This is a genomic window from Mucilaginibacter sp. Mucisp73, assembly GCF_059491465.1.
In genome coordinates, this window is sequence record NZ_CP168507.1 from 765,352 (window position 1) to 790,787 (window position 25,436).

Consider the following 25,436-nt stretch of genomic DNA (forward strand, 5'->3'; position numbering starts at 1 on the left):
TCAAAAACTATCGGTTTAAACCATCATCTATGAACCATGAACTATATTCCCAAAAAAATCCCCCAACCTTTGGCTATGAACCGTTAACTATCGTATTTTTGCGCGTTATGAGTATTGCTAAAACATATATCCCAAAGGAAACCGAAGAAAAATGGTACAGTTACTGGTTGCAGCACGGCTTTTTTAAGTCGGTGCCTGATGAGCGTGAGCCTTATACTATAGTCATTCCGCCGCCAAACGTTACCGGGGTTTTACACATGGGCCACATGCTTAACAATACCATACAGGACGTGCTGGTTCGCCGCGCCCGTATGAAAGGCAAAAATGCCTGCTGGGTTCCCGGTACCGACCACGCCAGTATTGCCACTGAGGCTAAAGTTGTCGCTATGCTTAAAGAGCGTGGTATCAGCAAAAAAGACCTTACCCGCGAAGAGTTTTTAACTTACGCCTGGGAATGGAAGGAAAAGTACGGCGGCATTATCCTGGAGCAGCTTAAAAAATTAGGTGCCTCCTGCGATTGGGACCGTACCAAATTTACCATGGACGAGAGCCTATCGGAAGCGGTTATTGATACGTTTATCCACCTGTATAAAAAAGGATTGATCTATCGCGGTATCCGCATGATCAACTGGGACCCGCAAGGCAAAACCGCGGTGAGCGACGAAGAAGTTATCCGTAAGGAAGTTAATCAGAAGCTTTATTATATCCGCTACGCGGTGAAGTCCGAAAGTCAGGTAAGTCCGGAAGTCGGAAAGTCGGAAAGTCAGAAAGATTTATCCGATGCTAACTCTTTACTTTCGGACTCACGGACTTCCGGACTTCCGGACTTCCTAACCATCGCCACCACCCGCCCTGAAACCATTATGGCTGATGCAGCTATCTGTATCAATCCTAATGACGAGCGTTACCTGCACCTGCACGGTAAAAAGGTTTACATCCCGCTGATCAACCGCGAGATCCCGGTGGTCCTGGATGATTATGTGACTATGGATTTTGGTACCGGCTGTTTGAAGGTTACCCCCGCACACGATTTAAATGACTATGAACTGGGCCAGCGCCATAACCTGCCGGTTATTGATATTTTAAATGATGACGGTACGCTGAATGAAAAAGCACAGATATTGGTTGGCGAAGACAGATTTGCTGCCCGTAAAAAGATTGCTGTACTGCTGGAAGAAGCCGGCGTGCTGGAAAAAGTAGAAGAATATAAATCGCAGGTTGGTTTCAGTGAACGTACCAACGCGGTTATTGAGCCAAAACTATCCATGCAATGGTTTTGCAAAATGGGCGAAATGGCCAAACCTGCTTTGGACTATGTACTGAATGGCGAGATTAAACTGATCCCCGAAAAGTTTGTGAACACTTACCGCCACTGGATGGAGAATGTAAGGGACTGGAACATCAGCCGCCAGCTTTGGTGGGGACAACAGATCCCGGCCTGGTACCTGCCCAACGGCGAATTTGTGATTGCAAAGAACAGGGAAGAGGCTTTTGAAGAAGCGAAAAACCTCAAATCTCAAATCTCAAATCTCAAATCTGAAGATCTTACACAGGACGAAGACGTAGTTGATACCTGGTTTTCATCGTGGTTGTGGCCCATCTCGGTATTTGACGGTTTTAAAGACCCTGATAATGCTGATATCAACTATTACTATCCAACCAATGATTTGGTTACCGCGCCCGAAATTTTATTTTTCTGGGTAGCCAGGATGATCATGGCCGGTCATGAGTTCAGGGGCGAGGTACCGTTCCGGAACGTATATCTTACCGGCATTGTAAGGGATAAGCAAGGCCGTAAAATGTCGAAATCATTAGGCAATTCACCCGATCCGCTTGACCTGATTGAAACATATGGTGCCGACGGCGTACGTGTAGGCATGCTGCTATGCTCACCTGCAGGTAACGATTTGATGTTTGACGAAAGCTATTGTAAACAAGGCAGCGGCTTTGCCAACAAAATATGGAACGCCTTTAAACTGGTAAAAGGCTGGGAGGTTGACGAAGGCCTGCCTAATCCTAACGGCGTAGCTATTGACTGGTTTGGCAGCAGGTTTAACCAGGCGCTAACCGAAATTGAAGCCAACTTTGCCCAATACCGTTTATCAGAAGCCTTAATGGATACCTATAAACTGGTATGGGACGATTTTTGCGCATGGTACCTGGAAATGATCAAGCCTGCTTATCAGCACCCTATTGATAAAGCAACGTATACGGCTACCATTCAATTCTTTGAGAATATTTTGAAGGTATTGCACCCTTTTATGCCGTTCCTTACCGAAGAATTATGGCATGATGAGCTGTTTGGCAAACGTACTGAAACAGACTGCTGTATTGTAGCGCAATTGCCCGCTATTGGGGAAATTAATTCACGTCTATTAAATGAAACAGAGCTTGTTAAAGATGTGGTAACCAACATCAGGAACACCCGCAAAACAAAACAAATTTCTGACAAAGAGCCGCTTGAGTTATTTGTTAAATCAAATTCAGGGATCAATTACGGCCAGTTCGAAGCTATCATTACAAGGCTTGCCAACATCAGCAAGTTTGAATCAGTAGCCGATAAAATTGAAGGGGCTATTAATTTCTTAGCCTCAACAGATGAGTTTTATATTCCTTTCAGCGAAGAAATTGACCCGGTTGCCGAATGTGCGAAACTGAAAAAAGAGCAGGAATACCTGTTAGGCTTCCTGAGATCGGTTAATGCAAAATTGGGTAATGAACGGTTTATGGCCAATGCAAAACCCGAAATCATAGAGGTTGAGCAAAAGAAAAAGGCCGATGCCGAAGCCAAATTAACCATCATTGAAGAAAACTTAGCAGCTTTGGCTTGCTAATTGCAGAACTTACCGGCTTTGCGTAACAAGCTACCGTACAGTATTTTGATTGCTGTACGGTGGCCTGTCCAATTGCTAGGCCAATGTTAAGTTCTGAATATGAGTAATAAAGTAAGTTTTTTTAACTTATCAATTTATAAGATTTTGTCGAAGGAGCAATCGTTCCTTGACCAGGCCCGGATTCGTTTATTGTATTATGGGTTCTTCCTTATTTTTGTTGCCCTTGGGGCACTTTACCTGAACGTTTATTTCCAAAATCAAAAGATGCTTGCTGATACCGCCCTGTTTTTGATGGGAGCGGTAGTTGTGTTATTTAAATATTTAACCTGGCGGCCCGACTGGCGCAGTGCAGCACATGCCCTGCTTATTGTGGGTACACTTGTTAATACCAGCCTGGTTTATGCCTCTATGCAAACGGTAAATATCATTACCGTGCAGGTAATTATAATCGTGATCGTATTCAGCTATTATATGCTCGGCCAGCAATGGGGGCTCATGTACTCGTTGCTTAATACAGTACCGGTTTTGGTATTTATGATCATTGAATACAACAGCGGGTACATTATTAGTATAAAGCCTAACAAAGTTGATCAGTCTACTATTATCATCAGCCTGTTTGCCAATTTTATATTGCTTATTTTTATCCATAGCCATTTTTACACTGCTTTTTTAAAAAACATCAGGCACCTTAAAAATAGCAGCAGGGAGCAGGCCCGGCTTTACAGTAAGATGGAAACGGCTATTGAAAAGGCAGAGAAATCGGCCCAGGCCAAATCAGAATTCCTGTCAACCATGTCGCATGAAATCCGTACGCCGCTGAACGCGGTTATCGGGATGAGTAATTTGCTGATGATGAGCAACCCGCGGCCCGACCAGCGGGAGAATCTCGAAATTCTTAAGTTTTCGGCCAATAACCTGTTAGCCATTGTTAATGACGTGCTTGATTTCAGCAAAATTGAATCGGGGAAAGTAGTATTTGAAAATATCCGCTTTAACCTTGTTGAGCTGATGAACAATATTTGCGGGGGGCAAATGCTGAAGGCCGAAGAGAAAGGCCTGCTTTTTAAGCTTGATGTTGATAGTTCATTGAAAGATAAGGTGCTTTTTGGCGATCCTACCCGCATAACCCAGATCATTTTTAACCTGGTTAGCAACGCTATAAAGTTTACGCCGCAGGGAAACATATGGGTAAGGGTTACTTGTGTGGAAGACAGGCATAATACCGTTACCGTCAATTTTTCGGTAAGGGATACCGGTATCGGTATCGAAAAAGAAAACCTTGAAAGTATATTTGAACCATTTACACAGGAGTCATTAGCTACTACCCGCGAGTATGGCGGCACAGGGCTTGGCCTGGCCATAGTTAAACGTTTGCTTGAGCTGCAGGAACTGCAAATGACTGTTAACAGTACGATGGGCCGTGGGTCAGAGTTTTCTTTTCATATGGAATTTCCTGTATCTACAGAAGTGTTGCCCGTTGTGGTAACAGCCCCCGAAGCTAAACAGTTTTCAGAAAACCCGCTGGCCTGTTTACGCGTGCTTATTGCCGAGGATAATATGGTGAATGTAATGCTGATGAAAAAACTGCTGAGCAAGTGGAGCATCAACCCAACCATTGCCGAAAACGGCGAACGGGCAGTTGAGTTTATGCAATACGGCAATTTTGATATTATCTTAATGGACCTCCAGATGCCGGTGATGAACGGTTTTGATGCAGCTAAAGAGATCCGTAGAATGGCCGACCCTAAAAAATCGGGCATACCGATCATTGCGCTTACAGCTTCCGCGCTTTTTGACATCAAAGAACAGGTATACGAGGCCGGCATGAATGATTATGTATCTAAGCCTTTTAAACCTGACGACCTGCTGGAGAAGCTTAATAATTATACTTTGAAAAAGGTGATGTAAGTCCCACCCAAACCCTCCCCGGAAGGGAGGGCTTTAAAAACTGCTATCGCTAAACTTCAACCAGTTCAAGCTGCTAAGCAAAAGTGTGGGGCTCGTGCGATTCCCCTCTTGAGAGGGGCGGAGGGGGGTGTCTCTCTGCTTTGATATTCAAATCGTATAAACACACCCCTGCTCTTGCTCATTCTCTACGCGCCTCTCAATAGGGGATTTTAAAGCGCTCACCTAATGGCCTATCTATTCAACTTATCGCCCTCCTTAATCACCGCCTGGTTTACTTCCTTTACTCTTTCGAACTCCATTTTTTCAACGGCCCTGTCGTAGGTTAAAACGCCGTTTACTTCGTGTTCAACGTCGGTGGTTTGGGTATATATGGCAACGCTTAATCCTTTATATTTCATAAGCTGTTCCACTTCATCCAGCAAAAAAGCATACCGGTCGGTAAGTCTGGCTTTGGTTGGCTCATAATCATAGGCATCGTTTTGTACCGGCCACATATGGCCACGCACAAAGAGGCCAACACCGCCAAATTCGCCCAGTGAGGCAGCCCGGCGTGCATCAGGAACGGAAGCACCGTAAGGGCCAACATAAATATGTGTGTCCACGTAATCGCCATTGCCCGGATCTCCATACGGTTTTTGATAGCTGGGATTATTGTTAAAACCCGAATTGCCATTAACTAATCGCGACGGATCATATTGTTTAACCCACTTGGTGATACTCTTCACATCAAAGGCGCCCCAGTTTTCATTAAAAGGCACCCATGTAATAATAGAAGGCGAGTTATAATGATCGTCGATGATGGCTTTTAATTCTTTCCGGTAAACCTTCCTGTTTTTGGTGGTATCTTCATTCTGATACCATATAGCGGGCATATCCTGCCAAACCAATAAGCCCATTTTATCGGCCCAATAATAAAAACGCTGCGGCTCGGTTTTCATGTGCTTACGGATGAGGTTATAACCCGCTTTTTTGGTGTATTCTATATCAAATTTAAGTGCTTCTTCTGTTGGCGCGGTTAAAATACCGTCGGGCCAGTACCCTTGGTCAAGCAGGCCAAGCTGCATGATGAATTTGCCATTTATAAGCGGTCGCATCACGCCATTAAGCTTACCTAATTTAATATCGCGCATGCCGAAATAGCTTTTAACCTCGTCGGCTTCGCTGCCATCAGCATTGTATAGGGTAAGTTTCAAATCATACAAAAACGGAAAATTTGGTGTCCATAAAACCGGATTATTTATCGGCAGATAGAAATATGAGCCACCTGTTGCACTTACCTGCGATACCTCTTTGCCATTGTTTAAGGCAATTGCCTTAACCTTGCCTGCACCTTCGGCATTGACAAATACTTTTAAACGTTTACCTTCCAGATCGGGAAGCAGGCGGATGTTTTTAATATATGATTCATTTACAGGCTCCAGCCAAACTGTTTGCCAGATGCCCGAGGAGAAAGTATAATCGCCGCGGGGGCCGTTCTTGCCCGATGGTGTTTTACCATCATTGGGGTCATGAGCAGCAACAATAAGGGTATTGCTGCCTTTTTTAAGATATGAAGTAATATCAAAGCAAAATGAATCATACCCGCCCGTGTGCGAACCTGCTTTTTTACCATTTACAAAAATGGTGGCATCATGATCAACGGCTCCGAAATGAATAATTACGTGTTTGTTTTGCCATTTTTCGGGCACTTCAAAACTTCGGCGATACCACATATTAATTTCCTGTTTACGCTGCACACCGGAGATCACCGATTCAGGGCAATAAGGCACCAGTATTTTATCCGGCTTGTCATTAAAAGACACGGGCGTTTGAGGGTTCAGGGTATTAGGCGCGTTTTTACCACCCTGGTAATCCCATTTACCATTTAAGCACAACCAGTCATTACGCTGTAGCTGGGGGCGGGGATATTCTGATAATGGCACTTCGGCCTGCATAGCGGCATTGGTCCACTGAGTAGGGAGTTTGGCTTCCTGGGCAAAGGCGGCGCATCCGTATAATACAGCGGCCAAAAACAGGGCTTTTGCTTTGAGATAGGCGTTCATAAGGTAATGTTATAATTGATGAGGTTATGAACGCCAAAATAGGGAATTGATAACTGTTATCATAACATTTTATTGGGAAATAGGATGTTGTCTGAACCCGAATTTATTGAATTTAGGGAACGAGCAGAAAATGCTATACACATTCCATGAATTCTTCAAATTCGTTTTGTCTCGTCCTAAAATAGGTTTACACAACAGTAAACAAAAATGGAAAGATATTCAAAGACCTATGGGAGTAAATGGCAGAGCCAATACAGTGAGGAGTTTAAGCGAAAAATTTGCCAGGAATATTTAACAGGAGAAGAAGGCCTGAGTTTTCTTGAGCGGAAATATAATTTAGGGAATAGCCGGATTTCAGCCTGGTTAAAATCGTTTGGCCTGGAGAAAAAAAGACCGGTTTATGTATCTTCGTGTATCATGCCAGCAAAGAGAGATCCGGATATCCAGCCTGAAGATAGTGCATCAGTTAAGTTGCTGAAAAAGCAACTGGAAGATGCACTTCTGGAAAAGGAGCTTTATCGTAAAATGATAGAAGTTGCTGAAAGAGACCTGAGGATCAATATCCGAAAAAAGTCCGTTACCAAGTAATCCGTGAGACTAAAAACAGCTATCCCAGGGTAAGCCTTGGAAAGTGCTGTTGTTTACTTGGCATTACCCGACAAGCTTATTATCAACACTTTTGGGAAGCAGAAGCAATTAGTTTTGAACAGGAGATCATCCTAAATGAAGTAAGGCATTTAAGGACTACACATCCGGCTATCGGTGTCAGAAAGCTCTATGTATTATTACAATCATTTTTACTTGAACATCAGATAAAGATGGGAAGGGATGCCCTTTTTGATCTTCTTGCTGCACATCATCTTTTAGTACGGAAGAAAAGGCGACGTGTTTATACCACCCAGTCTTTTCACTGGTTAAAAAAGTATCCCAACTGTATAAAAGAAATAATCCCTAATAAAGTAAATGAGATATGGGTATCAGATATAACGTATTACCGAACAACCAAAGGCTTTGTATATATAAGTTTTATAACAGATGCATATAGCAGAAAAATTGTTGGTTATCATGCTGCTGACACATTAGAAGCTGTTCATACGCTGAGTGCTTTACAAATGGCCCTCAAAGAAAATAGGCAACCAATAACCGGCTTAATACATCATTCAGACAGAGGTGTTCAATATTGCAGTTATGATTATGTAAAGCTATTACAGGACAACAACATAATCATTAGCGTGACCGAGAATGGTGATCCTTTAGAAAATGCTATTGCCGAAAGGATTAACGGAATTATGAAACAGGAATACCTGGAACATCAGAGCCCGAGTACCAAAGAAGAGGTAATGGAACTATTAACCATGTCTGTAAAAAGCTATAATAACCAAAGGCCACACATGAGCTGTAATATGCTCACCCCTGAGTTTGTGCATCAAAATAACATAGAAGTGGAGCGAACATGGAAAAGTTATTATAAACCTCAAAATGTGATTTTGTAAACCTATTTTAGGATTAATTAATATTGTAAACGTATAACAGGATTTAGCAGTTAAACTGTAAACTTTTTTTAGGACGAGACATTTCCCCCATGGCGCAAGTGTTGTGCGGCTGTTAGAAGGGCGGATCACTTGTGACTATAAAAATCAACCCGCAGTATTTGTTTAGGAGGAATGATTGATTGGTAATTGGAGAAGTTACAAGTCAGCCATAGCGCTACCCTGCACTCAAGACTTGCGCCAGTGAGGGCAGAAAATGCTATACACATTCCATAAATTCTTCAAATTCGTTTAATTCCAGTTCAGACAGCTTCAGCCCTTCACATACCCTGGCAACTCTTGAATAAACTGGTAAGTACATTTTTCGTGGTCGATAGTACAATAATAATGCTGCAAACCGTTGCTAACCGCCAGCAGGGATACTTTATGCACCATGTTATACCGGGCAATCTGATCGAAGGTTTTTTGGTCGATAGTAACAGATGGGGCTTTACATTCAACCATTAAAATTCGCTGTCCGGCCGGGTTAAATACCACAATGTCGGTACGCTTTTGCAGCGTGTTGAGCTTGAGGCCGCCTTCCAGTTTGATTAATGAGCGGGGGTAGTTTTTTTGTTTGATAAGGTATTGTACAAAATGCTGGCGTACCCACTCTTCGGGCGTAATGATGATGGTTTTCTTGCGGATCTCGTCAAAAAGCGTTAATGTTCCGTTATCGTCGCTTATTTTAAAAGGGTAGGGTGGCAGATTAAGCGGTTGGAGCATTTTTGCGAAGTCTTAAGTCGAAAGTTATGAGTCTTGAGTCGGGCTTCAAAATTAATAAATATATTATCAGGGAAATCGCCTTTGAGGTAATTCGATGCATTGAAAAAATAGCAATAAAATTTTCACACGAATTATCTTCATTCTTACCACAATTAATCGAATTACACCAATTTTTCAATTACATAAATTAAAAATTCGTGTAATTCGATTAATTTGAAAAAATTAGTGTAAAAATTTCTTATCCATTCGCCTCATGTCAACATAGATTTTAAAAGCAATTTTCCTGTTTATATCATTGCATCCCCTAATTAAAAATACATTCCACTTTTGACTTTCGACTTAGTACTTTTGACTGCGAAATATGACTGCTGCCGAGATATTAAAGGACCTTAAGAACCGTAAGTTTAAACCGCTGTACCTGCTGCATGGGGAGGAACCTTATTTTATCGACCTGGTAAGCAATTACATTGAGCATCATTTGTTGCCCGAGCACGAACGCGGCTTCAATCAAACCGTGGTTTACGGCAAGGATACCGACATCATGACCGTGCTCAATGCCGCCAAGCGTTACCCCATGATGGCCGATTACCAGGTGGTGCTGGTAAAAGAGGCACAGGACATGAAATGGGGGAAGGACGATGATAACAAGAAAAGCATCGACCCTGTATTGAGCTATCTCGAAAATCCGCTGCCAAGTACTATTCTTGTTTTTTGCTATAAATACGGCAAGTTTGATAAGCGTAAAAAAACCTACAAGGCCATTGAAAAGAATGGGCTTATTTTTGAATCGGCTACTTTATATGATAATAAGGTGCCGGCCTGGGTTGAAGGATATGTAAGCGAGAAGGGTTACAAAATGAACCAGCAAGGATCGGCCATGATTGCCGAGTACCTGGGCAACGACCTGGCTAAAATTGCCAACGAGCTCGAAAAACTGATGCTGAATGTTAGCGCCGGGCAGGAGATTACCCTGAAGCATATCCAGGATAATATTGGTATCAGTAAGGAGTACAATGTATTTGAGCTGCAAACGGCCCTCACCAAAAAAGATGCTTACAAGGTAAACCAGATCATCAATTACTTTGAAGCCAATCCCAAATCAAATCCCATTGTTTTGGTGCTCGGCAACCTGAATAACTTTTTCAGCAAGGTGCTGGTGTACCATTACGTAAAAGATAAAACCCCGCAAAACCTTGCCCGCGAAATGGGCGTTAACCCATACTTTATTAAAGATTATGAGCAGGCCGCCCGTAACTACCCACTTGGTAAAATTTTCCAGGTGATCAGCTACCTGCGCGAATATGATTTGAAAAGCAAAGGCGTTGAATCAAACGCGCCGCACGGTGAGTTGATGAAGGAGCTGATGTTTAAGATATTGCATTGATATCTTGTTTAATTTACTGTCATGACCCTATCAGCACAATCAAAAGCCAACGCAGCCTCCACGCTTATCCGCGTTTCGGCGGTTTTATATTTGGTTTACTATTATTTGAACGGGGCAAGATCAGCCTCTTATAATGTTGCTCTGGCTACTTGTATTGCCCTTGGGATTTTACTTTTGCTTGCTCTTTTTATCAGGAAGGGACATCAATGGGCCAAATGGGTGTTGCTGCTTTTATTAATCTTGACAATAACGCCCGATGCTGTAAATCTCCCCTCAACTTTTAGGGCAAATGTCTACGCGGGGTGCATCGCCATAATCATCGATCTGTTACAAATAAGTGCGCTTGTTTTGCTTTTTCTGCCGGATAAGGAAGATATGCTTGCTAAAGGTGCGGAGTAGTTATTTATTAAACGGTACCCTGCTCACGAATGTAAATACGATGCCGCCAATTGTGATAATAAGTAATAAGAAATATAAAGATTTTTTCATGTCGCTTATTTCCCTGCCTTCTTTCAACACTAACGTCCTAAAAGCAGGTGAAAAAAGTGTAAGTATGATTGAAAAAAAAGCAAACAGGAGTGACAAGCGCGAATAACTTACTGCGTGGTAAACGCCTCCTTTTATTAAACCGGCAATTGGCGGAATATTCCAGCCCGCTAAAAGCAGAATCAGTGCTGCCGTTTTAATAGGTAATTTACCCTGTTCCTGCATCTTTTTAATCTGATAATATTGTACTTGATCAGATATAGTTTTGTCAAAAAAGCCGGTATCCTTAATGTTTTCTATAACGTTTTGATAGCCCATTCCTGTAGTGAACAAAACTTTTTTAGGGTATGCTGTTACGCTGTGAATTATTCTTATGCCGCTACCGTTTAATCCGGAAGTGGGTTCAATTGATATAATGTCATCAACATTAAAATATAATTGCCCCATAAAACCGATAGTCACCATCAGCATATTGGGAGTAACTTTTAATGTTGCCAAAGGCTGGGATGCTCTTGTATTACCAACATAAGCACCTCCGTTAAGGGAAAATTCGTTCATATTATTGTGACAGGTTTTTAGCCCGGCAGTAAAGGTATTATAAAAACGGTTCCTCAAATGGTATCCAAAATCATTTTTGATAAATTAAATAACGTAACATTTTTGTTAAGTGTAGCGTTGGTTAGTGTTTGACCGTATACATCCATTTATTCATTAAATCTTCATTTTTAGCCGGTATTGGTTGCTTTTTTCTCCTGACTTTCCGTTGTTCAGTGTTGCATGTAATTGATTATTTACAATGTAACAAAATTCATCAGCCAATTAATTTCCTAAGTTCACTTATCCTAAGCAATATGTTAAGCTGATCAATAAGGCATATTAAATAGAAAAATTAAGGCATGATACTTTTATTTTGCGGATTATCAGGTGCGGGAAAAACTACTTTGGCAAAAAGTGTGGCCGCCGAATTAACAAGCCTGGGTATTAAAATTGAAATTATTGACGGTGATGAATACCGCGCGGCACTTTGTCGTGATCTGGGCTTTAGTAAGGAAGACCGGAACGAGAACATCCGCCGCCTGGGCTTTGTAGCCAGTCGTTTCAGCGCTCAGGGTATTGTTACCATCGTGAGCGCTATAAATCCATATGATGATATCAGGCAGGAGCTTGCCGAAAAATATGATCATGTAAGCGTTATCCACGTGGATTGCCCGGTGAACAAGTTGATAAGCCGCGATACCAAAGGCTTGTACAAAAGGGCGCTGCTGCCGGATGGGCATCCTGATAAATTAACCAACCTGACAGGTATTAACGATAGGTTTGATGTACCCGTTAAGCCCGACCTATACATTGATACCTGCAATTATACCATACAACAAAGTACCTCATCACTGCTCTATTATATTATAAATAACCTGCATCCTGTTAAGCAGACCAATAAGATACCAAGCTACTCCTGATAAAAGGACGCTCATAACAGATTTATGCAAAAAAGAGTACTGATCATTACCGGGATGCACCGTTCCGGAACCTCGCTTATTACCCAATGGTTGAGCAAATGCGGCCTGCAAACAGGCGAAAAACTGGTACCCGGCGGCCATGGCAATGTGGAAGGGCATTTTGAAGATATTGAATTTTTAAAAATGCACGAAGAGATCCTGGCCGGTCATAACCTGCCCAAAACAGGGCTTACAGTTGAGCATGTGGCGCAGTTTACCTTGTACGAAAAGGAAAAGCTTAAAAGCATTATTAAAGTTAAACAACAGTTATACGACCAATGGGGCTGGAAAGACCCGCGGACCTGCCTGTTCCTGGATGTATATAAAGAACTGCTGCCCGATGCGTGTTACCTGGTTATCATGCGTGATTATCAGTCGGTAGTGAGCTCACTTTTGCGGCGTGAATTTAAGTGGGTGGAAAACAGGTACATGGCGCGTAAATATTTTTCAAGGCTGGTATGGACAAAATTTCGCCGCGGCCGCCGCATGGTGCAGTTTTATAATGATCATGCCACCGAATACCTGAAAGTTTGGATAGCCTATAACCAGGATATTTTAAAATGTATTGAAACACTGCCCCGGGATGCATTTGTAGTTGTTAATTATTCGATGCTGAAAGACGCGGATGAACAAGTTTTTGAGTATCTGAAAGACAAGTGGAACCTGGCATTAAAGTACTCGAGATTTAAGGACATTTTTAAGGAAAACCTGATCGGCCCCGATGTCGCTTTTGAACAATATATCAACGATAAAACCCTTATTACGCAGGCCATAAAACTACAGGCCGGGCTTAAAGAATATATGCTGACTGATTAGTATCAAAAGTTTTTTGCGGTTTATTATACATTGTTGCGAAAGAAGTAAACAAGTATCTGTGCAATAAAGTGTAAAGGTAGCTCAATTTGTGATACAATCGTTATTACGGTTTGATAATCAGCTGATTATTTCTCCAAATTCGTTTTACTCAATGGCTTAAGTACCCCTTATTACGGTGCTGAACTTAGCCGTTGTGAAACGAAGGAGAAGGATATGAAAGCTAAGTTTTTTTGCTACTTGCCCTACAGAGTAGTTACGGGGCTTTTGATCATCATGTGTTTACATTCGCCGGGTTTTTCGCAGGCGGCGAAAATCGGGTCGCTGGCATATTTAAGGGCCCGCAACGGAATTGGCGGGTTTAACCTGGGCGGCTTGTTAACCGGCGAGCAGGAGCAAGCTTTAACTTACATTGATGGTGAGGGCAGCAAGCCCGATGCGGATAGCTGTGTTACCTATGAATATCATTCTGATAAGCAGCTGGAGCTGGAAGGGGGCCTAACAGCAACCCATATTTGTGTACGTACATGGCAAAATAAAGTAGTAAATATTTATGTTTTCTTTAACCGCAACCAGGGCTATAAAATGCTCAGTAAATTTTTGCACTGGTACGGTACATTCACTGCAAAACCAAATGATTACCAGGACGTTTATCTGTGGGATTCGCGCACGGTAAAACTATTGTTGAGATATCACCCCGATGATGACCAGGGAATTGCTGTTTTTACTTCTGTTCCTTTAACAAACACTATCAACGCACAAAATGCTAAAAGGCTAACCCAGTTGTTAACGAGTAATGAATAAGTGAAGACTTTATTAACCCCTACTTCACCACTCCTCCCCGTAATTTCATTGTAACAATACCCTGTATTGCCTGTAGCGCATTTTAGTTTACGCTCCCTTTTTTACATTTTTACGTTACAAAAATTTATACCGTACAAATGCAACATTGGTTAGTAAAAAGTGAGCCCTTTAAATATAGCTGGGAAAAATTCAATAAGGATGGTCGTACCTTTTGGGATGGCGTACGCAATTACCAGGCACGCAATAACCTGAGGGAAATGAAAGAGGGCGACCTGGTACTATTTTACCACAGTAACGAGGGTAAAGAGATTGTAGGCATAGCCAAAGTTGTTAAAGAAGCTTACCAGGACCCCACAACCGATGATACCAATTGGGTAGTGGTTGACCTGGCCCCGGTTGAAGCCCTGAAAACCCCGGTAACCCTTGAGCAGATCAAAGCCGACCCTAAATTACAGGATATTGGCCTGGTAAGGCAGGGGCGTTTATCGGTAATGGGGGTAAAGCGCGAAGAGTTTGATTACATCTTAGCGCTGGGCAGTAAATGAAATGTGGAAGCATCTTAACGGGTTATTTTGTTAAACCGGGCCTTGTCGCCGTTTTATTGGTATTACCGGGACTTGCAAAAGCGCAGGATGCTTTCAGCGCCTTTCCCGATCTGTTTACCACCCCTTACGGCTATGTTGCGAAACATGTAAAGCAAGCGCCGGTAATTGACGGCGATGTGGAAGATGCTGTATGGCAGCAGGCCAAATGGACCCGGGATTTCCAGGATATTGAAGGCCGCCTCAAACCGCAGCCACCACTGCAAACTAACGTTAAAATGCTTTGGGACGATAGCTGCCTGTATGTAGCAGCCCGCATCAGAGATCTGCATGTTTGGGCTACGCTTAGCCATCATGATGATATTGTTTACAAAGACAATGATTTTGAGCTGTTTATCGATCCTGCCAACAGCACGCATAGTTATTTTGAAATTGAGGTGAATGCCCTCAATACCATTTTCGATTTGTTTTTGACCAAACCCTACCGTAACAACGGCGCCGCGGTAACCGGTTGGGATGCGCACGGCTTACGCTCGGCGGTAAAAGTTGAGGGCACACTGAATGATCCTACGGATACGGATAAAGGCTGGACGGTTGAAATGGCTATCCCATTTAAAGCCATAGCCGGCGGCTTTAACCACGCTGTGATAAAGGATGGTACTTTGTGGCGTATCAATTTTTCGCGGGTGCAGTATGATACTAAAGTGCAAAACGGCAAGTATGTAAAGCAGCAGGATAACAACCGTCGTGATTTGCCCGAGCATAACTGGGTTTGGAGCAACCAGGGGCTTATCAACATGCATTACCCCGAACGCTGGGGCTACCTCTTCTTCAGCGATCATGAGGCTGATGACGCGACGTTTAAAATGCCCTATGCGGAAGAGCAAAAAAAATACCTATGGCTGGTTTATTACAAGCAAAAGCAGTGGTTTAAAGATCATCACCAATACTGCACCTCGTTAAACAACCTGGGTGTTGAAAATAAGGTAACAGTAACGGGGCATGCTAACGAACTTAAGCTGGAAGCAACTGCCCATCAGTTTATAGCTTATATTGCTGATAGTAAAACCAAAGCGACCTATAAAATTGACCAGGATGGCCTGGTGCAGCAGCAGATAATCCCTAAAACTCCATGAATAAGCGCGAATTTTTAAAAGCTGGTTTACTGGCCGGCGTGGCTGCCCAGTTGCCCTTAGTAAGCAATGCCGCTGTTGAAGCTGCCAACAAAAGCAGTAAGAAAAAGGCCATGAAAAACTGGGTATGGATCAACCCTAACCAAAAAGATACTGATGATGAGCTGGCCACCCGTTACGCTTCCTACAAAGCATCGGGCATCACCGGCATATTTTTCGAGAACGACAGCGAGCGCCATTTCCGTGCCGCTAAAGCTAAAGGCCTGGAGGCCCACCGCTGGATCTGGACTTTTAACCGTGCCGAACTGGTAAACGAAAAGCCCGAATGGTACAGCAAAAACCGCAAAGGCGAATCATGTGCCGATCATCCGCCGTATGTGCAGTATTATCGCTGGCTTTGCCCGTCGCGCCCTGAAGTGCAGGAGTATTTAACCAAAACTGTCGATGATATTTTGGCTAAAGATTATATCGATGGCATCCACCTGGATTACGTGCGTTACTGCGATGTTGTGTTACCGGTAAACCTTTGGGATAAATATAAAATTGAGCAAACCAAAGAGCTGCCCGAATATGATTTTTGCTACTGCGACGTTTGCAAAGCCAAATTCAGGGAAGAATATAATCAGGACCTCGATCAGATCCAATACCCCGAAGCCAGCCTTTCATGGCGTTTGTTCAGGTATAATAACATTACCCGGGTGGTTAATGGTATTTCGACTGTTGCCCATCAGCATAAAAAACAGATAACAGCGGCCGTATTCCCAACACCCGAAGTTGCCCGCCGCAACGTAAGGCAGGACTGGACAAACTGGAATATGGACGGCATTTGCCCCATGATATATCACGGCTTTTACAAGGAGGGCGTAAGCTGGATAGGCAATGCCGTAGCCGAGGGTGTCCATTTCCTGGCCGGAAGGTTTCCGCTGTATGCAGGCCTGTACCTTTCAGATTTTAAGAGTGATGATGAAATCCGTACCGGCATACAGGTGGCGCTTAAAAATGGCGCGATGGGAGTGTCTTTCTTTGGTAATGTAAGGCCGGAAGTGCTGGCAATACTGAAGGATGAAGTTGCGGCGTTTAAGGCTTCGTAACCAATTAAAGTTTATACATGATATGTCATTGCGAGGAGGAACGACGAAGCAATCTCGTAGCCGATGCAGATCGTACATGCATTGGCTACGAGATTGCCTCGCTACGCCCGCAATGACATGTTTTTATTTTGAATTTAAGGGCAATAAACCTTTCGCCTTTGACCTTTTCCCTTTCACCTAAAAAATCATCCCCGCATTTTGTCCAATAGATCGCTTAGGGTTGCGGCTTCATCTTCGGTAAGGTTATTGCTCAGGATCTCTTTTGTTTTAAATTCGGCATCCATTTTTGAAAGGGTTGCAAGGCCTTCATCGCTGATGCGGATATCTACCGCGCGCCTGTCTTTATTATTGGTGCAGCGTGATACCAGTCCTTTTTGAACAAGGCGGTCAACAATGCGCGATGCATCCGACATTTTATCGATCATCCTTTCCTTCAATAAATTTATAGTAGCCGGTTTGGGGTATTGGCCGCGCAGGATCCGCAGTATATTGAACTGCTGCTGGGTAATATTATGTTTTTCAAAATGACAACGAAAATAGTTAGCCAGCCAACCTTGCGTGTATGCCACGTTAATGGCCACTTTGTGGTAGTTGTCTTCAAAATTGGTACTTTGTATTTCGTCTTCTATTCGCATAGTAATAGTAATGAATGGGATGCAAATATGTTTAATTATTTTTAATTTAACATTGATTTATTTATCGCTACCGTCTGATTCAGTGTCATTTCCAAATAATTTTACCTTGCCATAACCCCAGGGGCAGTGCAGGCACTTGTTTTTACAGCAATAGCCCCGCTTTAAATGATAGGCTTCGGTAAAAACGAAATTTCCGTCGTCGTTGATATAATAATCAATGCCTTCCTGCAACATCAGTTCAGAATTTTTACAAAGATATCATCTTTAAAGTAAGCTTTCAGATGTTCGCCCTTACCGTGAAGTGTCCACACCTGTTTGGGTTTGGTGTTGGCGATGGTTTGCAGGATATCGTTCCAGTCCACATGGTCGGATATAAAGAGGGTATCCTGGTTATTAACCTGCAGGTTTTTCCATCCCGAAGCAAAGAGGCGTTTTACTCCCGTGGCCCTGATGTAGCTATCAAACGTAAACGGCGGCACTATATAAACAAACTCATCCTGCACCTTCATCAGCTTGCGTCCGTAAATCTGATATTTGCCGGGAGGGAAGCCCATCTTTTCATAAATGGCATTAATGGGCATTATTTTATGATGCACCAGGATCTTTTTTTGGGGCGCGTATTCGGTAATGAGATTAATTAACCGCTGACTTTTGCCGAGTGCATAAGCCCCCAACAAAATATTGCTTTTAATATCATTGATCTTACGGATTTCGGCAACAGGATCGGGATGGATAATGTCGGGATTAGCAAAAGTACTTTCGGTGACCAGCACATCGGTGGTAACCCATTCAATAGGCTCGCAGGTGGCATCAGGTTGCAGTTTATAGTCGCCAGTGTATAAATACCTTGCGCCTTCATACTCCAAGAGTATTTGTGCCGAGCCAAGCATATGCCCCGCCGGGATCAGTGTTACCGTAACCCTGCCCACTTCAAATGGCTGGTTAAAAGCAGCTATGTTAAAAACTTTGGCGGCGGTACGGTCATACCTTAACTGCATAATGCTTGCTGTGGCGCGGGTGCAGTAAACGTTGTTGTTGCCGCTTATGGCATGATCGGCATGGGCATGGGATATTACAGCCGTTTTTACCGGCAGTTGCGGGTCGATGTAAAAGTCGCCGTATTTGCAGTACAGCCCTTTTTCGTCAAAAGAAACAAAATCGTCAAGTATCATTAATTGCGGTCAAGCGATAAGTACAGTTCATGCAGGGCCAGTACCTGGGGTATAACCAGTTGTTTACCGTCGTTAATAATTACATCATTGGCCAGTTTCAGCTTTTCCTCCTGCGATAGCTGGCGGGCCTCGCGGCTTTCAACATCGGCCTGGCTAATGCCGTCGCGCTCCATAACGCGGGCAATGCGGGCTTCAAGCGGAGCGGTGATCATGATGGCCCTGTCGCACATTTTGTATGAGCCGCTTTCAAACAAAATAGCAGCTTCCCGGATCACGTAGGGAGCATCCTTGTGCAGCCGGTCAAAACTATCAAAAGCCCTGAACACGGCAGGATGTACCAGGGCGTTAAGCTTTTCAAGTTCGGCTTTATTGTTAAAAACTATCCCCGATATATATTTGCGGTTAAGGCTGCCATCATCAAAATAAGCCTGCGGACCAAAAGTTTGTTTAATACCTTCAATAAGCAGCCAATCGGTAACCATTACTTTTTTGGCTTCGTCATCGGCATAAAAAACAGGGATGCCAAGCAATTCAAATACCTGGGCTACGGTAGTTTTGCCGCTGCCTATGTTACCGGTTAAACCTATTTTAAGCATTATTTTTTTATGTAGAAGTCAATATTGGCAGGGGCAATCTTTACTATTTTACAAAAGGGAGGCATATGGATAAGTTTTACCGGCAGGGCTGTATAACCCTTATCGCGCCAAAGGTTAAGATCGGCAACGGCCTCAAACAGGTCTTCATCAATATCAGCATACCGGCTTAAAGACGTAGTAAAAGTTACTTTAATTTTTTGCGGAAATACTTTTACGGTGTAATAGTTGTTGTTATTGATCAACTTCACGGGGATCTCCAGCGTTTTCTCAGTAAATTCATCAACAGGAATGATGGCCTGTACCGAGCGCGGATAAACATTCAGGTTGCCTTCATTGCTGGGCTTTAAGTTAACCCTGGTATTAATGGTTTCATTAACATTACTGAATTTAAGCGAGTCTGTTTTCCACGAGGTGATTTGCTTTAGGCGTTCAATAGGGCCGCTCACGGTAACATAAGCAGGCCTCACCGTTATGTTACCTGATACGGCAAATTGCTTTTGATAGCTAACGCCCATGGTAAGCTGAACAGGCACCTTTTTGATAAGGCGGTTACTGAAATCAAAATAAAGCGTATCCGGATCAATGGATGAAACGCGGTTGGCCGGATCTTTCCCCATATTCATCTGCTTAAGCTGCGTGCTGTCGATAACCACATAATTGCGGGTTTCGAGCGAGCGGAGGTCAACAGTTAGTGGCTTATTATCGCTGTTGAGCCTGGAGAACAGCATTTGCCAGCCGGTACCCTGTATGGTAGCATCAACAGTATCGGGCTGCAGCGAATGAAAAGCCCGCCTTTGCGGCGCGTTTTTAAAAGTTAAAACCTTTTTTACCTTATACGGAAGCGGATCGGAAAGGGTAGTAAAAATCCAGGCAATGATAGCCAGCGACAAACAGGTAAAAAATACCGAGAGCCGCCTGCGTTCTGTTGCCGATAATTTTACTATTGCCATATTTTAAGCTGAAGGCTTAATGCTAAAAGCTGAAAGCCGAAAAATGTATTGCTCATTTCTTAACCTTCAGCTTTTGCTGTTTTATTTATAAGTATATTTTGCTTTCGGCTTTAAGCGTTTCGCTTTAGTTTAAACTAAGGTTGTTTTAGCTTTCGGCCTTTAGCTTTATGCTTTAAGCTCAATTACGCTTTCTTCTCAACCACCGGTGTATTCAATGCTTTTGATGCATCAAGCGATATGGCCGATTTATCAAAACGGATCTTGCCGTTTTCAACCTCAACCAAAAATGTGGTTTCATTTAAATCAACGATACGGCCGTGGATGCCGGCTGTAGTTATAACCCTGTCGCCTTTTTTAAGTTCTTCAACGTATTTTTTTTGATCTTTTTGCTTTTTAACCTGCGGGCGGATCATAAAGAAGTAAAACACCACGATGATCAGTACCATTGGTACTAATGAACCGTAGCTGCCTAAGCCGCCGCTTGAAGCCTGTAATAAAATAGTAGCTATCATTTGTTTAAATTAATTGTTATTTTTTTAAAACCTCGCCAATTAAATGCACCATAGTTTCGGCGGGCTGGGTGTTTGCTGTAACGGTTATTTGTTTATCCTGTAAACCGCTTTTACCGGCACTGTTAAAAGTAACGCTGATTATGCCGCTTTCGCCGGGTTTAACCGGGGCTTTTGGCCAGGTAGGGGTAGTACAGCCGCAGGTAGCACGCGCGTTGGTAATAATTAATGGCGATTTACCGGTATTGGTGAACTTGAAATCGTACGATACCTTGTCGCCTTCTTTGATCTTGCCGAAATCGTGGCTTTCCTTTTCAAATTTAGCTACCGGCGCGTTGGCAGCACTTGCGGCGCTATCGGCATTAGCTTTTGAAGCGTTATCGGCTGTATTGCCGTTGCTGCTGTTGCAGGCCGATAATAACATGCCTGCTGCTACTAAGCTTAAAAATAGTTTTTTCATTTTTTAATATTATTCTATTAAGCCACGGCCTATCTTTTTGATCTTGTTTTCGGCTTTAAGCTCTATTAAAATCTTGTCCAAGATACCGTTTATAAATGAATTACTCTTAGGCGTACTAAACTCTTTTGATATTTCAAGATACTCGTTTATAGTAACCTTAACCGGGATAGAATTGAAGTTAATAAACTCGGTTATAGCCATTTTCATTAACAGGGTATCCATCATGGCAATACGCTCGGGCTCCCAGTTTTGGGTTTTAGCAGCTATCAGCTCGTGATAGGCCTCATTGTACCTGATGCTTTGCTGAAACAGGTTTACCACAAACTCACGGTCCTCAACCCAGTTGCCGGTAATTTCGGCAAGCTGGTTAAGCTTGTAATCATCGTGCGAAAAGTTTTTAAACGTTTTGGCAATAAGCGCCTGGAGCACGTCTTTATCAACAGGCCAAAAAATGAACCTGTCTTCAAAAACCTGCTCGGCTAATGACGATTTAAGGATAACCTTTTTGAAAATGAATTTGATGATATCCTTGTCTGTTTGCAGTGTATCGCCTGTTTTGGCAAGATACTCGGTATACTCGGGCGAGTTTTTAAGGATAATAAAAAGTGATTTTGCAAGTTCGGGCTCAAAGGTCCAGTCAACTTTGTACTTTTTCCAGGCTGTAATGTATTCCTTATTATCGTTCAGGCTCAGGATAAACCTGTTGGTGAGGATCTTTAGGTTTGCATTTAAGTCATCGGCGGTAGGGAGGTGTTTGTTGGCGCGTTCCTGCGCGTCATTCGCGGCAAAACTTACTACTTCATTAATTAATGATAGCATCCAGATATACATTTCGTAAACCTGGTCAATGCTGCTCAGCATGTTTTTCTCGAATAGCTTAACATCTTTCGTGTCTGATTGATGATACGCGTACAGTGCCTGTAATACCTTTACCCGGAGGTGCCTTCTGTTTAACATTTTTGTAAGAACGATTTGGTTTGCTTATGCAAACGGTTTATATAAAAATTAATTGTTTTAATAGGATGATTTTACTTTTCTGATGTCTTCAATGCGTTTTTCGGCTATTTTATTGGCCGCGCTAATGGTTGGAATGTTTTCGGCCTTTGACAGCTTTAACACATTGCGCGTAGCTTCGTAAATATTTTCTGTAAGCTGTAAGGTACGCTTTTTATTGAAATTCATCAACTCCGAATAACCGGTAATAATACCACCCGCGTTGATTACATAATCGGGCGCAAACAGCACACCTTTATCAAGCAGCATTTGCCCGTGTACGCTCTCGTCAAGTAATTGGTTATTGGCCGAACCTGCAATAATGCCGCATTTTAATTTGGCAATGGTTTGATCATTTACGGTACCGCCCATAGCGCAGGGGGCGTAAATATCCGCATCGATATCAAAAATATTATTATTTGATACCGGCTGCGCGCCATATTTTTTGGAGATCTGGCTTACGCGTTCCTCATTAATATCGCTGGCGTAAACTTTTACATTTTCGTCCCTAAGCAGGCGTACCAGGTTTTCGCCCACATGGCCAATACCCTGTACTATAACCGATTTACCTGTTAAGCTGTCGCTGCCATACATTTCCCTCACACAAGCTTTAATGCCCATCAAAACGCCCAGCGCTGTTATTGGCGAAGGGTCGCCGCTGCCGCCAATATTTTCAGGAGCGCCGGTAACATGGTTGGTTTCCATTTTGATGTACTCCATATCGCGGGGGTTGGTGCCTACGTCTTCAGCAGCGATAAATTCGCCGTTAAGGTTTTTGATAAACCGGCCAAATTTACGCAGTAAAGCTTCGTTTTTGTCCTGGCGCGAATCGCCGATGATCACCGAATAGCCGCCGCCAAGGTTAAGGCCGGCTATCGCTGCTTTATAGGTCATGCTTTTTGCTAATCGCAATACATCATTAAGGGCATCACCTTCGGTTTTATAGGCCCACATACGCACGCCGCCAAACGCAGGGCCAAGCGTTGTATTGTGGATTGCGATAATAGCTTTCAGATGGGTATCAGGATCGGTACAAAAAACAACTTTCTTATGCCCGAAAGCGTCAAGTTGGCTAAATATGGATTCCGGTGGATGTTGTTCAGGCATTAGTACTATAAGTAAATGTCTTTAAGCGCACAAAAGTAGAGGTTTTTTTTAATACTGGCAAAGATATTAAGTGAGGACCAGGTATGAAATGATTATTAAATAAGTATGAACGGCTGTTAGCGGGATATTTAAGTTTTATGATTACAGTAAGATTATAAAAACAAATTTTGAATTTGAGACATTTGTCTGTATATTGGTAGACATTATGGCAGAGGTAGCTAATCACCCGAGGAAAATAAATATAGCCGATCTTGAGATTGGATCGCCGGACGCATGGTATGTTTTTTCTTTTCTTTTCCCGGAAGATTATGTTAAAAGCAAGATGAAGTGCGGGGTGGATAGTAATGTAATTGATTGTATCAGAAGCGGGATACCAAGGCGGGCTATTGATAGCATTTTAGAAAAAACAAATGTTTCCAGGGCTCAGCTTTCTAATATACTTCATATCAGCACCAGGCAGCTTAATCGTTATGGGCAGGATGACCGCTTATCGCCCGAGCAATCAAACTTTCTTTATGAGTTTACGCGTGTTTATACCCGCGGGCTTGATATTTTAGGTGATGCAGCTACTGTTGATAAATGGCTGATGCGCCCCAATATGGCATTGGGAGATAAACAACCATTAGAACTGCTTGATACCAGTGAAGGTTTAAGGATGGTGAACGATCTGCTTTCGCAAATTGAATACGGGTTTTACTCATGATCCTTTATCGCATTACGAGGGAAAAATATGCACACGACCTGTCGGGCAGGGGAGGATTGTTGTCATCAGCCCGATGGCATGATCATATCCCGGTTATATACGCCTCTGTTAATTCATCAACAGCTATCCTGGAAGTATTGGTGCACCTGCAACCCGAAGAAATTCGTAACGACCTTGTGGTCATGAGTATTATAGTACCTGATACAACCCTTAGTGAAGAATTGGATATTGCTCAACTGCCTGCCGGCTGGAACAGTTATCCTGCGCCGATAATATTAAAAAGGATTGGTAATGCCTGGCTTACATCAAAAAGCGCGCTGCTGCTTTACATTCCAAGTGTGATAGATCCCCTTGCAAAAAATGTGCTGATAAACCCCATGCACACTGATGCCTCACGGCTGAAAATTGGTGATGTACAACCTTTTACTTTTGATAAACGATTGATTAAAAAGGATTGATAATTCCTTTGCCTGGCTTTGACATGAAGTTGGAGGCGACTACATGTGTTCCCTGCTTTTACTTGGAATTACATTTTGTTTCCCTAAGGGCAAGTAGCTTTTTTCCACTTGCTCGCCTCGTATGCATGTGCTATTAGGGAGAAAAAATAACTTCCATGCTCAAAAGCCTCCTACACAAGACTGTATTTTAATTTATTTCAACTAAGTAAGCTGTGAGATTTTATTTATAAACTCAGCTAAATGAACAGTATGATCAGGAGTGACCGGTTGGATTGTGCGTATAACTATGGCTGTGTTGATGATCTCTGCTACAAAATCGTTGTACATCATTTCAACAAGAATATTCCTGAAAGCTGAAGTCATGGCCGCTTTCGCTTTTTCATTATCGTTAGCAACAACATAAAAATGATCGTTGAAGATTCTGTCATCATTAAATTTAAGCTCAATAGGGTGAAATATTTCTAATACCCTATCTGTAAATGTTTCTCTTCTGATTAATACCCTTCCAAAATCTGATTTTAAATCTGCAAATGCCCATACCTGGTATTTATCATACCGGGTAACCTGCCCCCCTTTACCACCACGACCGCCCATGCTATTTTGATAGCTAAATTTAACAAAGTTCAGATAACAATTTGCCGAAGGGTGGTTGATGAGTAAAGTACCTCCTAATTTTGCGCCTGGAATGTTATTAAATATTTCAAACTTGTTGATGTGCTGTTCAGATTCATTCGGTAAGCCGATGCTAAATTTTCTTTTAAGCTCTTCGTAAGTATCTTCAAGTGATTGTACCTCGTCGGCATCAAGTGCGGTAGTATCAAATGGGAAATTTTTCAATTTTATAATTATTATTTGTGGACCTAAATTAAAAATAACTTATGGAAATAATTTCCCCGCTTGTTTCAACGTCATATACTTAATCTTAGTGTCGAAGACATTAAGTTATGTGTAAGTTGCATTGGCTGCATTGGCTGCATTGTCCAGCCAGTCAATTAGCCTCAGCTAATAAAACAAAAAAAGCCGCCCCGGTAAACACCGGAGGCGGCCTCTGCTAACCCAATTAAT

At 42.7% G+C, this 25,436-nt stretch carries 27 protein-coding genes; 14 read left to right on the forward strand and 13 right to left on the reverse strand.

Annotated features, from left to right (window positions below):
- Positions 1-107 precede the first annotated feature (107 nt).
- Together ACEN82_RS03425 and ACEN82_RS03430 are read left to right on the forward strand one after the other, a co-directional pair.
- The gene (locus ACEN82_RS03425) at positions 108-2,834 is read left to right on the forward strand and encodes a valine--tRNA ligase (protein ID WP_413323125.1); all 2,727 of its coding nucleotides are present in this window, start codon (positions 108-110) and stop codon (positions 2,832-2,834) included.
- Positions 2,835-2,978: 144 nt separating this feature from the next.
- Positions 2,979-4,742 (forward strand): ATP-binding protein, encoded by a 1,764-nt coding sequence (locus ACEN82_RS03430; RefSeq protein ID WP_413323124.1) that lies wholly within the window; start codon positions 2,979-2,981, stop codon positions 4,740-4,742.
- Positions 4,743-4,972: 230 nt separating this feature from the next.
- On the opposite strand, the gene ACEN82_RS03435 is transcribed toward ACEN82_RS03430, so the two are convergent.
- Positions 4,973-6,784, reverse strand: coding sequence for a glycoside hydrolase family 2 protein (locus ACEN82_RS03435; protein ID WP_413323208.1), 1,812 nt, complete (start codon positions 6,782-6,784; stop codon positions 4,973-4,975).
- A gap of 207 nt (positions 6,785-6,991) precedes the next feature.
- Here ACEN82_RS03435 and ACEN82_RS03440 point away from each other — a divergent pair, with 207 nt between their 5' ends.
- Complete coding sequence (locus ACEN82_RS03440; protein WP_495644009.1) at positions 6,992-7,372, forward strand: hypothetical protein; 381 nt, start codon at positions 6,992-6,994, stop codon at positions 7,370-7,372.
- On the forward strand, positions 7,372-8,277 hold the full coding sequence (locus ACEN82_RS03445; RefSeq protein WP_495644143.1) for an IS3 family transposase: 906 nt from the start codon (positions 7,372-7,374) through the stop codon (positions 8,275-8,277). The genes ACEN82_RS03440 and ACEN82_RS03445 overlap by 1 nt, the downstream gene beginning before the upstream one ends.
- Before the next feature lie 309 nt (positions 8,278-8,586).
- Here ACEN82_RS03445 and ACEN82_RS03450 read toward each other — a convergent pair whose 3' ends face one another.
- Entirely contained in the window at positions 8,587-9,039 is a 453-nt protein-coding gene (locus ACEN82_RS03450; protein ID WP_413321590.1) for a type I restriction enzyme HsdR N-terminal domain-containing protein, read from the reverse strand.
- Between the two features lie 361 nt (positions 9,040-9,400).
- Here ACEN82_RS03450 and holA point away from each other — a divergent pair, with 361 nt between their 5' ends.
- Complete coding sequence (holA, locus tag ACEN82_RS03455) at positions 9,401-10,423, forward strand: DNA polymerase III subunit delta (protein WP_176629129.1); 1,023 nt, start codon at positions 9,401-9,403, stop codon at positions 10,421-10,423.
- 21 nt (positions 10,424-10,444) lie between these two features.
- Positions 10,445-10,822 (forward strand): hypothetical protein, encoded by a 378-nt coding sequence (locus tag ACEN82_RS03460; protein ID WP_413321591.1) that lies wholly within the window; start codon positions 10,445-10,447, stop codon positions 10,820-10,822.
- Here the strand turns inward: ACEN82_RS03460 and ACEN82_RS03465 are convergent, their stop codons facing one another.
- Complete coding sequence (locus ACEN82_RS03465; RefSeq protein ID WP_413321592.1) at positions 10,823-11,467, reverse strand: hypothetical protein; 645 nt, start codon at positions 11,465-11,467, stop codon at positions 10,823-10,825.
- A gap of 338 nt (positions 11,468-11,805) precedes the next feature.
- On the opposite strand from ACEN82_RS03465, the gene cysC reads away from it, so the two are divergent.
- From cysC to ACEN82_RS03495, 6 genes are all read left to right on the forward strand, one after another.
- A complete protein-coding gene (gene cysC / locus ACEN82_RS03470; protein ID WP_413321593.1) occupies positions 11,806-12,366 on the forward strand; it encodes an adenylyl-sulfate kinase in 561 nt (186 codons plus the stop codon).
- A gap of 24 nt (positions 12,367-12,390) precedes the next feature.
- Positions 12,391-13,221, forward strand: coding sequence for a sulfotransferase (locus tag ACEN82_RS03475; protein WP_413321594.1), 831 nt, complete (start codon positions 12,391-12,393; stop codon positions 13,219-13,221).
- A 213-nt stretch (positions 13,222-13,434) separates the two neighbouring features.
- Positions 13,435-14,022: a hypothetical protein gene (locus ACEN82_RS03480; RefSeq protein ID WP_413321595.1), complete on the forward strand. Its 588-nt coding sequence runs from the start codon at positions 13,435-13,437 to the stop codon at positions 14,020-14,022.
- A gap of 137 nt (positions 14,023-14,159) precedes the next feature.
- A complete protein-coding gene (locus ACEN82_RS03485) occupies positions 14,160-14,567 on the forward strand; it encodes an EVE domain-containing protein (protein WP_090528071.1) in 408 nt (135 codons plus the stop codon).
- The gene (locus ACEN82_RS03490; protein WP_413321596.1) at positions 14,564-15,700 is read left to right on the forward strand and encodes a carbohydrate-binding family 9-like protein; all 1,137 of its coding nucleotides are present in this window, start codon (positions 14,564-14,566) and stop codon (positions 15,698-15,700) included. The genes ACEN82_RS03485 and ACEN82_RS03490 overlap by 4 nt, the downstream gene beginning before the upstream one ends.
- Complete coding sequence (locus ACEN82_RS03495; RefSeq protein ID WP_413321597.1) at positions 15,697-16,788, forward strand: family 10 glycosylhydrolase; 1,092 nt, start codon at positions 15,697-15,699, stop codon at positions 16,786-16,788. Before ACEN82_RS03490 ends, ACEN82_RS03495 begins: the two co-directional genes overlap by 4 nt.
- Positions 16,789-16,973: 185 nt before the next feature.
- Here the strand turns inward: ACEN82_RS03495 and ACEN82_RS03500 are convergent, their stop codons facing one another.
- The 9 genes from ACEN82_RS03500 to ACEN82_RS03540 all read right to left on the reverse strand — a co-directional run bounded on the left by ACEN82_RS03500 (position 16,974) and on the right by ACEN82_RS03540 (position 23,210).
- Positions 16,974-17,423, reverse strand: coding sequence for a MarR family winged helix-turn-helix transcriptional regulator (locus ACEN82_RS03500; RefSeq protein ID WP_090528061.1), 450 nt, complete (start codon positions 17,421-17,423; stop codon positions 16,974-16,976).
- A 57-nt stretch (positions 17,424-17,480) separates the two neighbouring features.
- A complete protein-coding gene (locus ACEN82_RS03505; RefSeq protein ID WP_413321598.1) occupies positions 17,481-17,657 on the reverse strand; it encodes a C1orf53 family protein in 177 nt (58 codons plus the stop codon).
- Positions 17,657-18,595, reverse strand: coding sequence for an MBL fold metallo-hydrolase (locus tag ACEN82_RS03510; RefSeq protein ID WP_413321599.1), 939 nt, complete (start codon positions 18,593-18,595; stop codon positions 17,657-17,659). Before ACEN82_RS03510 ends, ACEN82_RS03505 begins: the two co-directional genes overlap by 1 nt.
- Positions 18,595-19,191: a dephospho-CoA kinase gene (gene coaE, locus ACEN82_RS03515; RefSeq protein WP_413321600.1), complete on the reverse strand. Its 597-nt coding sequence runs from the start codon at positions 19,189-19,191 to the stop codon at positions 18,595-18,597. The genes ACEN82_RS03510 and coaE overlap by 1 nt, the downstream gene beginning before the upstream one ends.
- A complete protein-coding gene (locus tag ACEN82_RS03520; RefSeq protein ID WP_176628505.1) occupies positions 19,191-20,141 on the reverse strand; it encodes a CdaR family protein in 951 nt (316 codons plus the stop codon). Before ACEN82_RS03520 ends, coaE begins: the two co-directional genes overlap by 1 nt.
- Positions 20,142-20,323: 182 nt before the next feature.
- Positions 20,324-20,653 carry a preprotein translocase subunit YajC gene (yajC, locus tag ACEN82_RS03525; RefSeq protein WP_090528049.1) on the reverse strand — a complete coding sequence of 110 codons (330 nt, stop codon included), beginning with the start codon at positions 20,651-20,653 and terminating at the stop codon, positions 20,324-20,326.
- A 16-nt stretch (positions 20,654-20,669) separates the two neighbouring features.
- Entirely contained in the window at positions 20,670-21,110 is a 441-nt protein-coding gene (locus tag ACEN82_RS03530) for a DUF1573 domain-containing protein (RefSeq protein ID WP_413321601.1), read from the reverse strand.
- 9 nt (positions 21,111-21,119) lie between these two features.
- The gene (gene nusB, locus ACEN82_RS03535; protein ID WP_413321602.1) at positions 21,120-22,067 is read right to left on the reverse strand and encodes a transcription antitermination factor NusB; all 948 of its coding nucleotides are present in this window, start codon (positions 22,065-22,067) and stop codon (positions 21,120-21,122) included.
- A gap of 57 nt (positions 22,068-22,124) precedes the next feature.
- Positions 22,125-23,210 (reverse strand): Glu/Leu/Phe/Val family dehydrogenase, encoded by a 1,086-nt coding sequence (locus ACEN82_RS03540; RefSeq protein WP_090528040.1) that lies wholly within the window; start codon positions 23,208-23,210, stop codon positions 22,125-22,127.
- A gap of 205 nt (positions 23,211-23,415) precedes the next feature.
- Here ACEN82_RS03540 and ACEN82_RS03545 point away from each other — a divergent pair, with 205 nt between their 5' ends.
- Together ACEN82_RS03545 and ACEN82_RS03550 are read left to right on the forward strand one after the other, a co-directional pair.
- Positions 23,416-23,913 (forward strand): Xre family toxin-antitoxin system antitoxin, encoded by a 498-nt coding sequence (locus ACEN82_RS03545; RefSeq protein WP_090528037.1) that lies wholly within the window; start codon positions 23,416-23,418, stop codon positions 23,911-23,913.
- Entirely contained in the window at positions 23,910-24,371 is a 462-nt protein-coding gene (locus ACEN82_RS03550) for an RES family NAD+ phosphorylase (RefSeq protein WP_188833968.1), read from the forward strand. Before ACEN82_RS03545 ends, ACEN82_RS03550 begins: the two co-directional genes overlap by 4 nt.
- A gap of 201 nt (positions 24,372-24,572) precedes the next feature.
- On the opposite strand, the gene ACEN82_RS03555 is transcribed toward ACEN82_RS03550, so the two are convergent.
- The gene (locus ACEN82_RS03555; protein ID WP_188833967.1) at positions 24,573-25,208 is read right to left on the reverse strand and encodes a hypothetical protein; all 636 of its coding nucleotides are present in this window, start codon (positions 25,206-25,208) and stop codon (positions 24,573-24,575) included.
- Positions 25,209-25,436 lie beyond the last annotated feature (228 nt).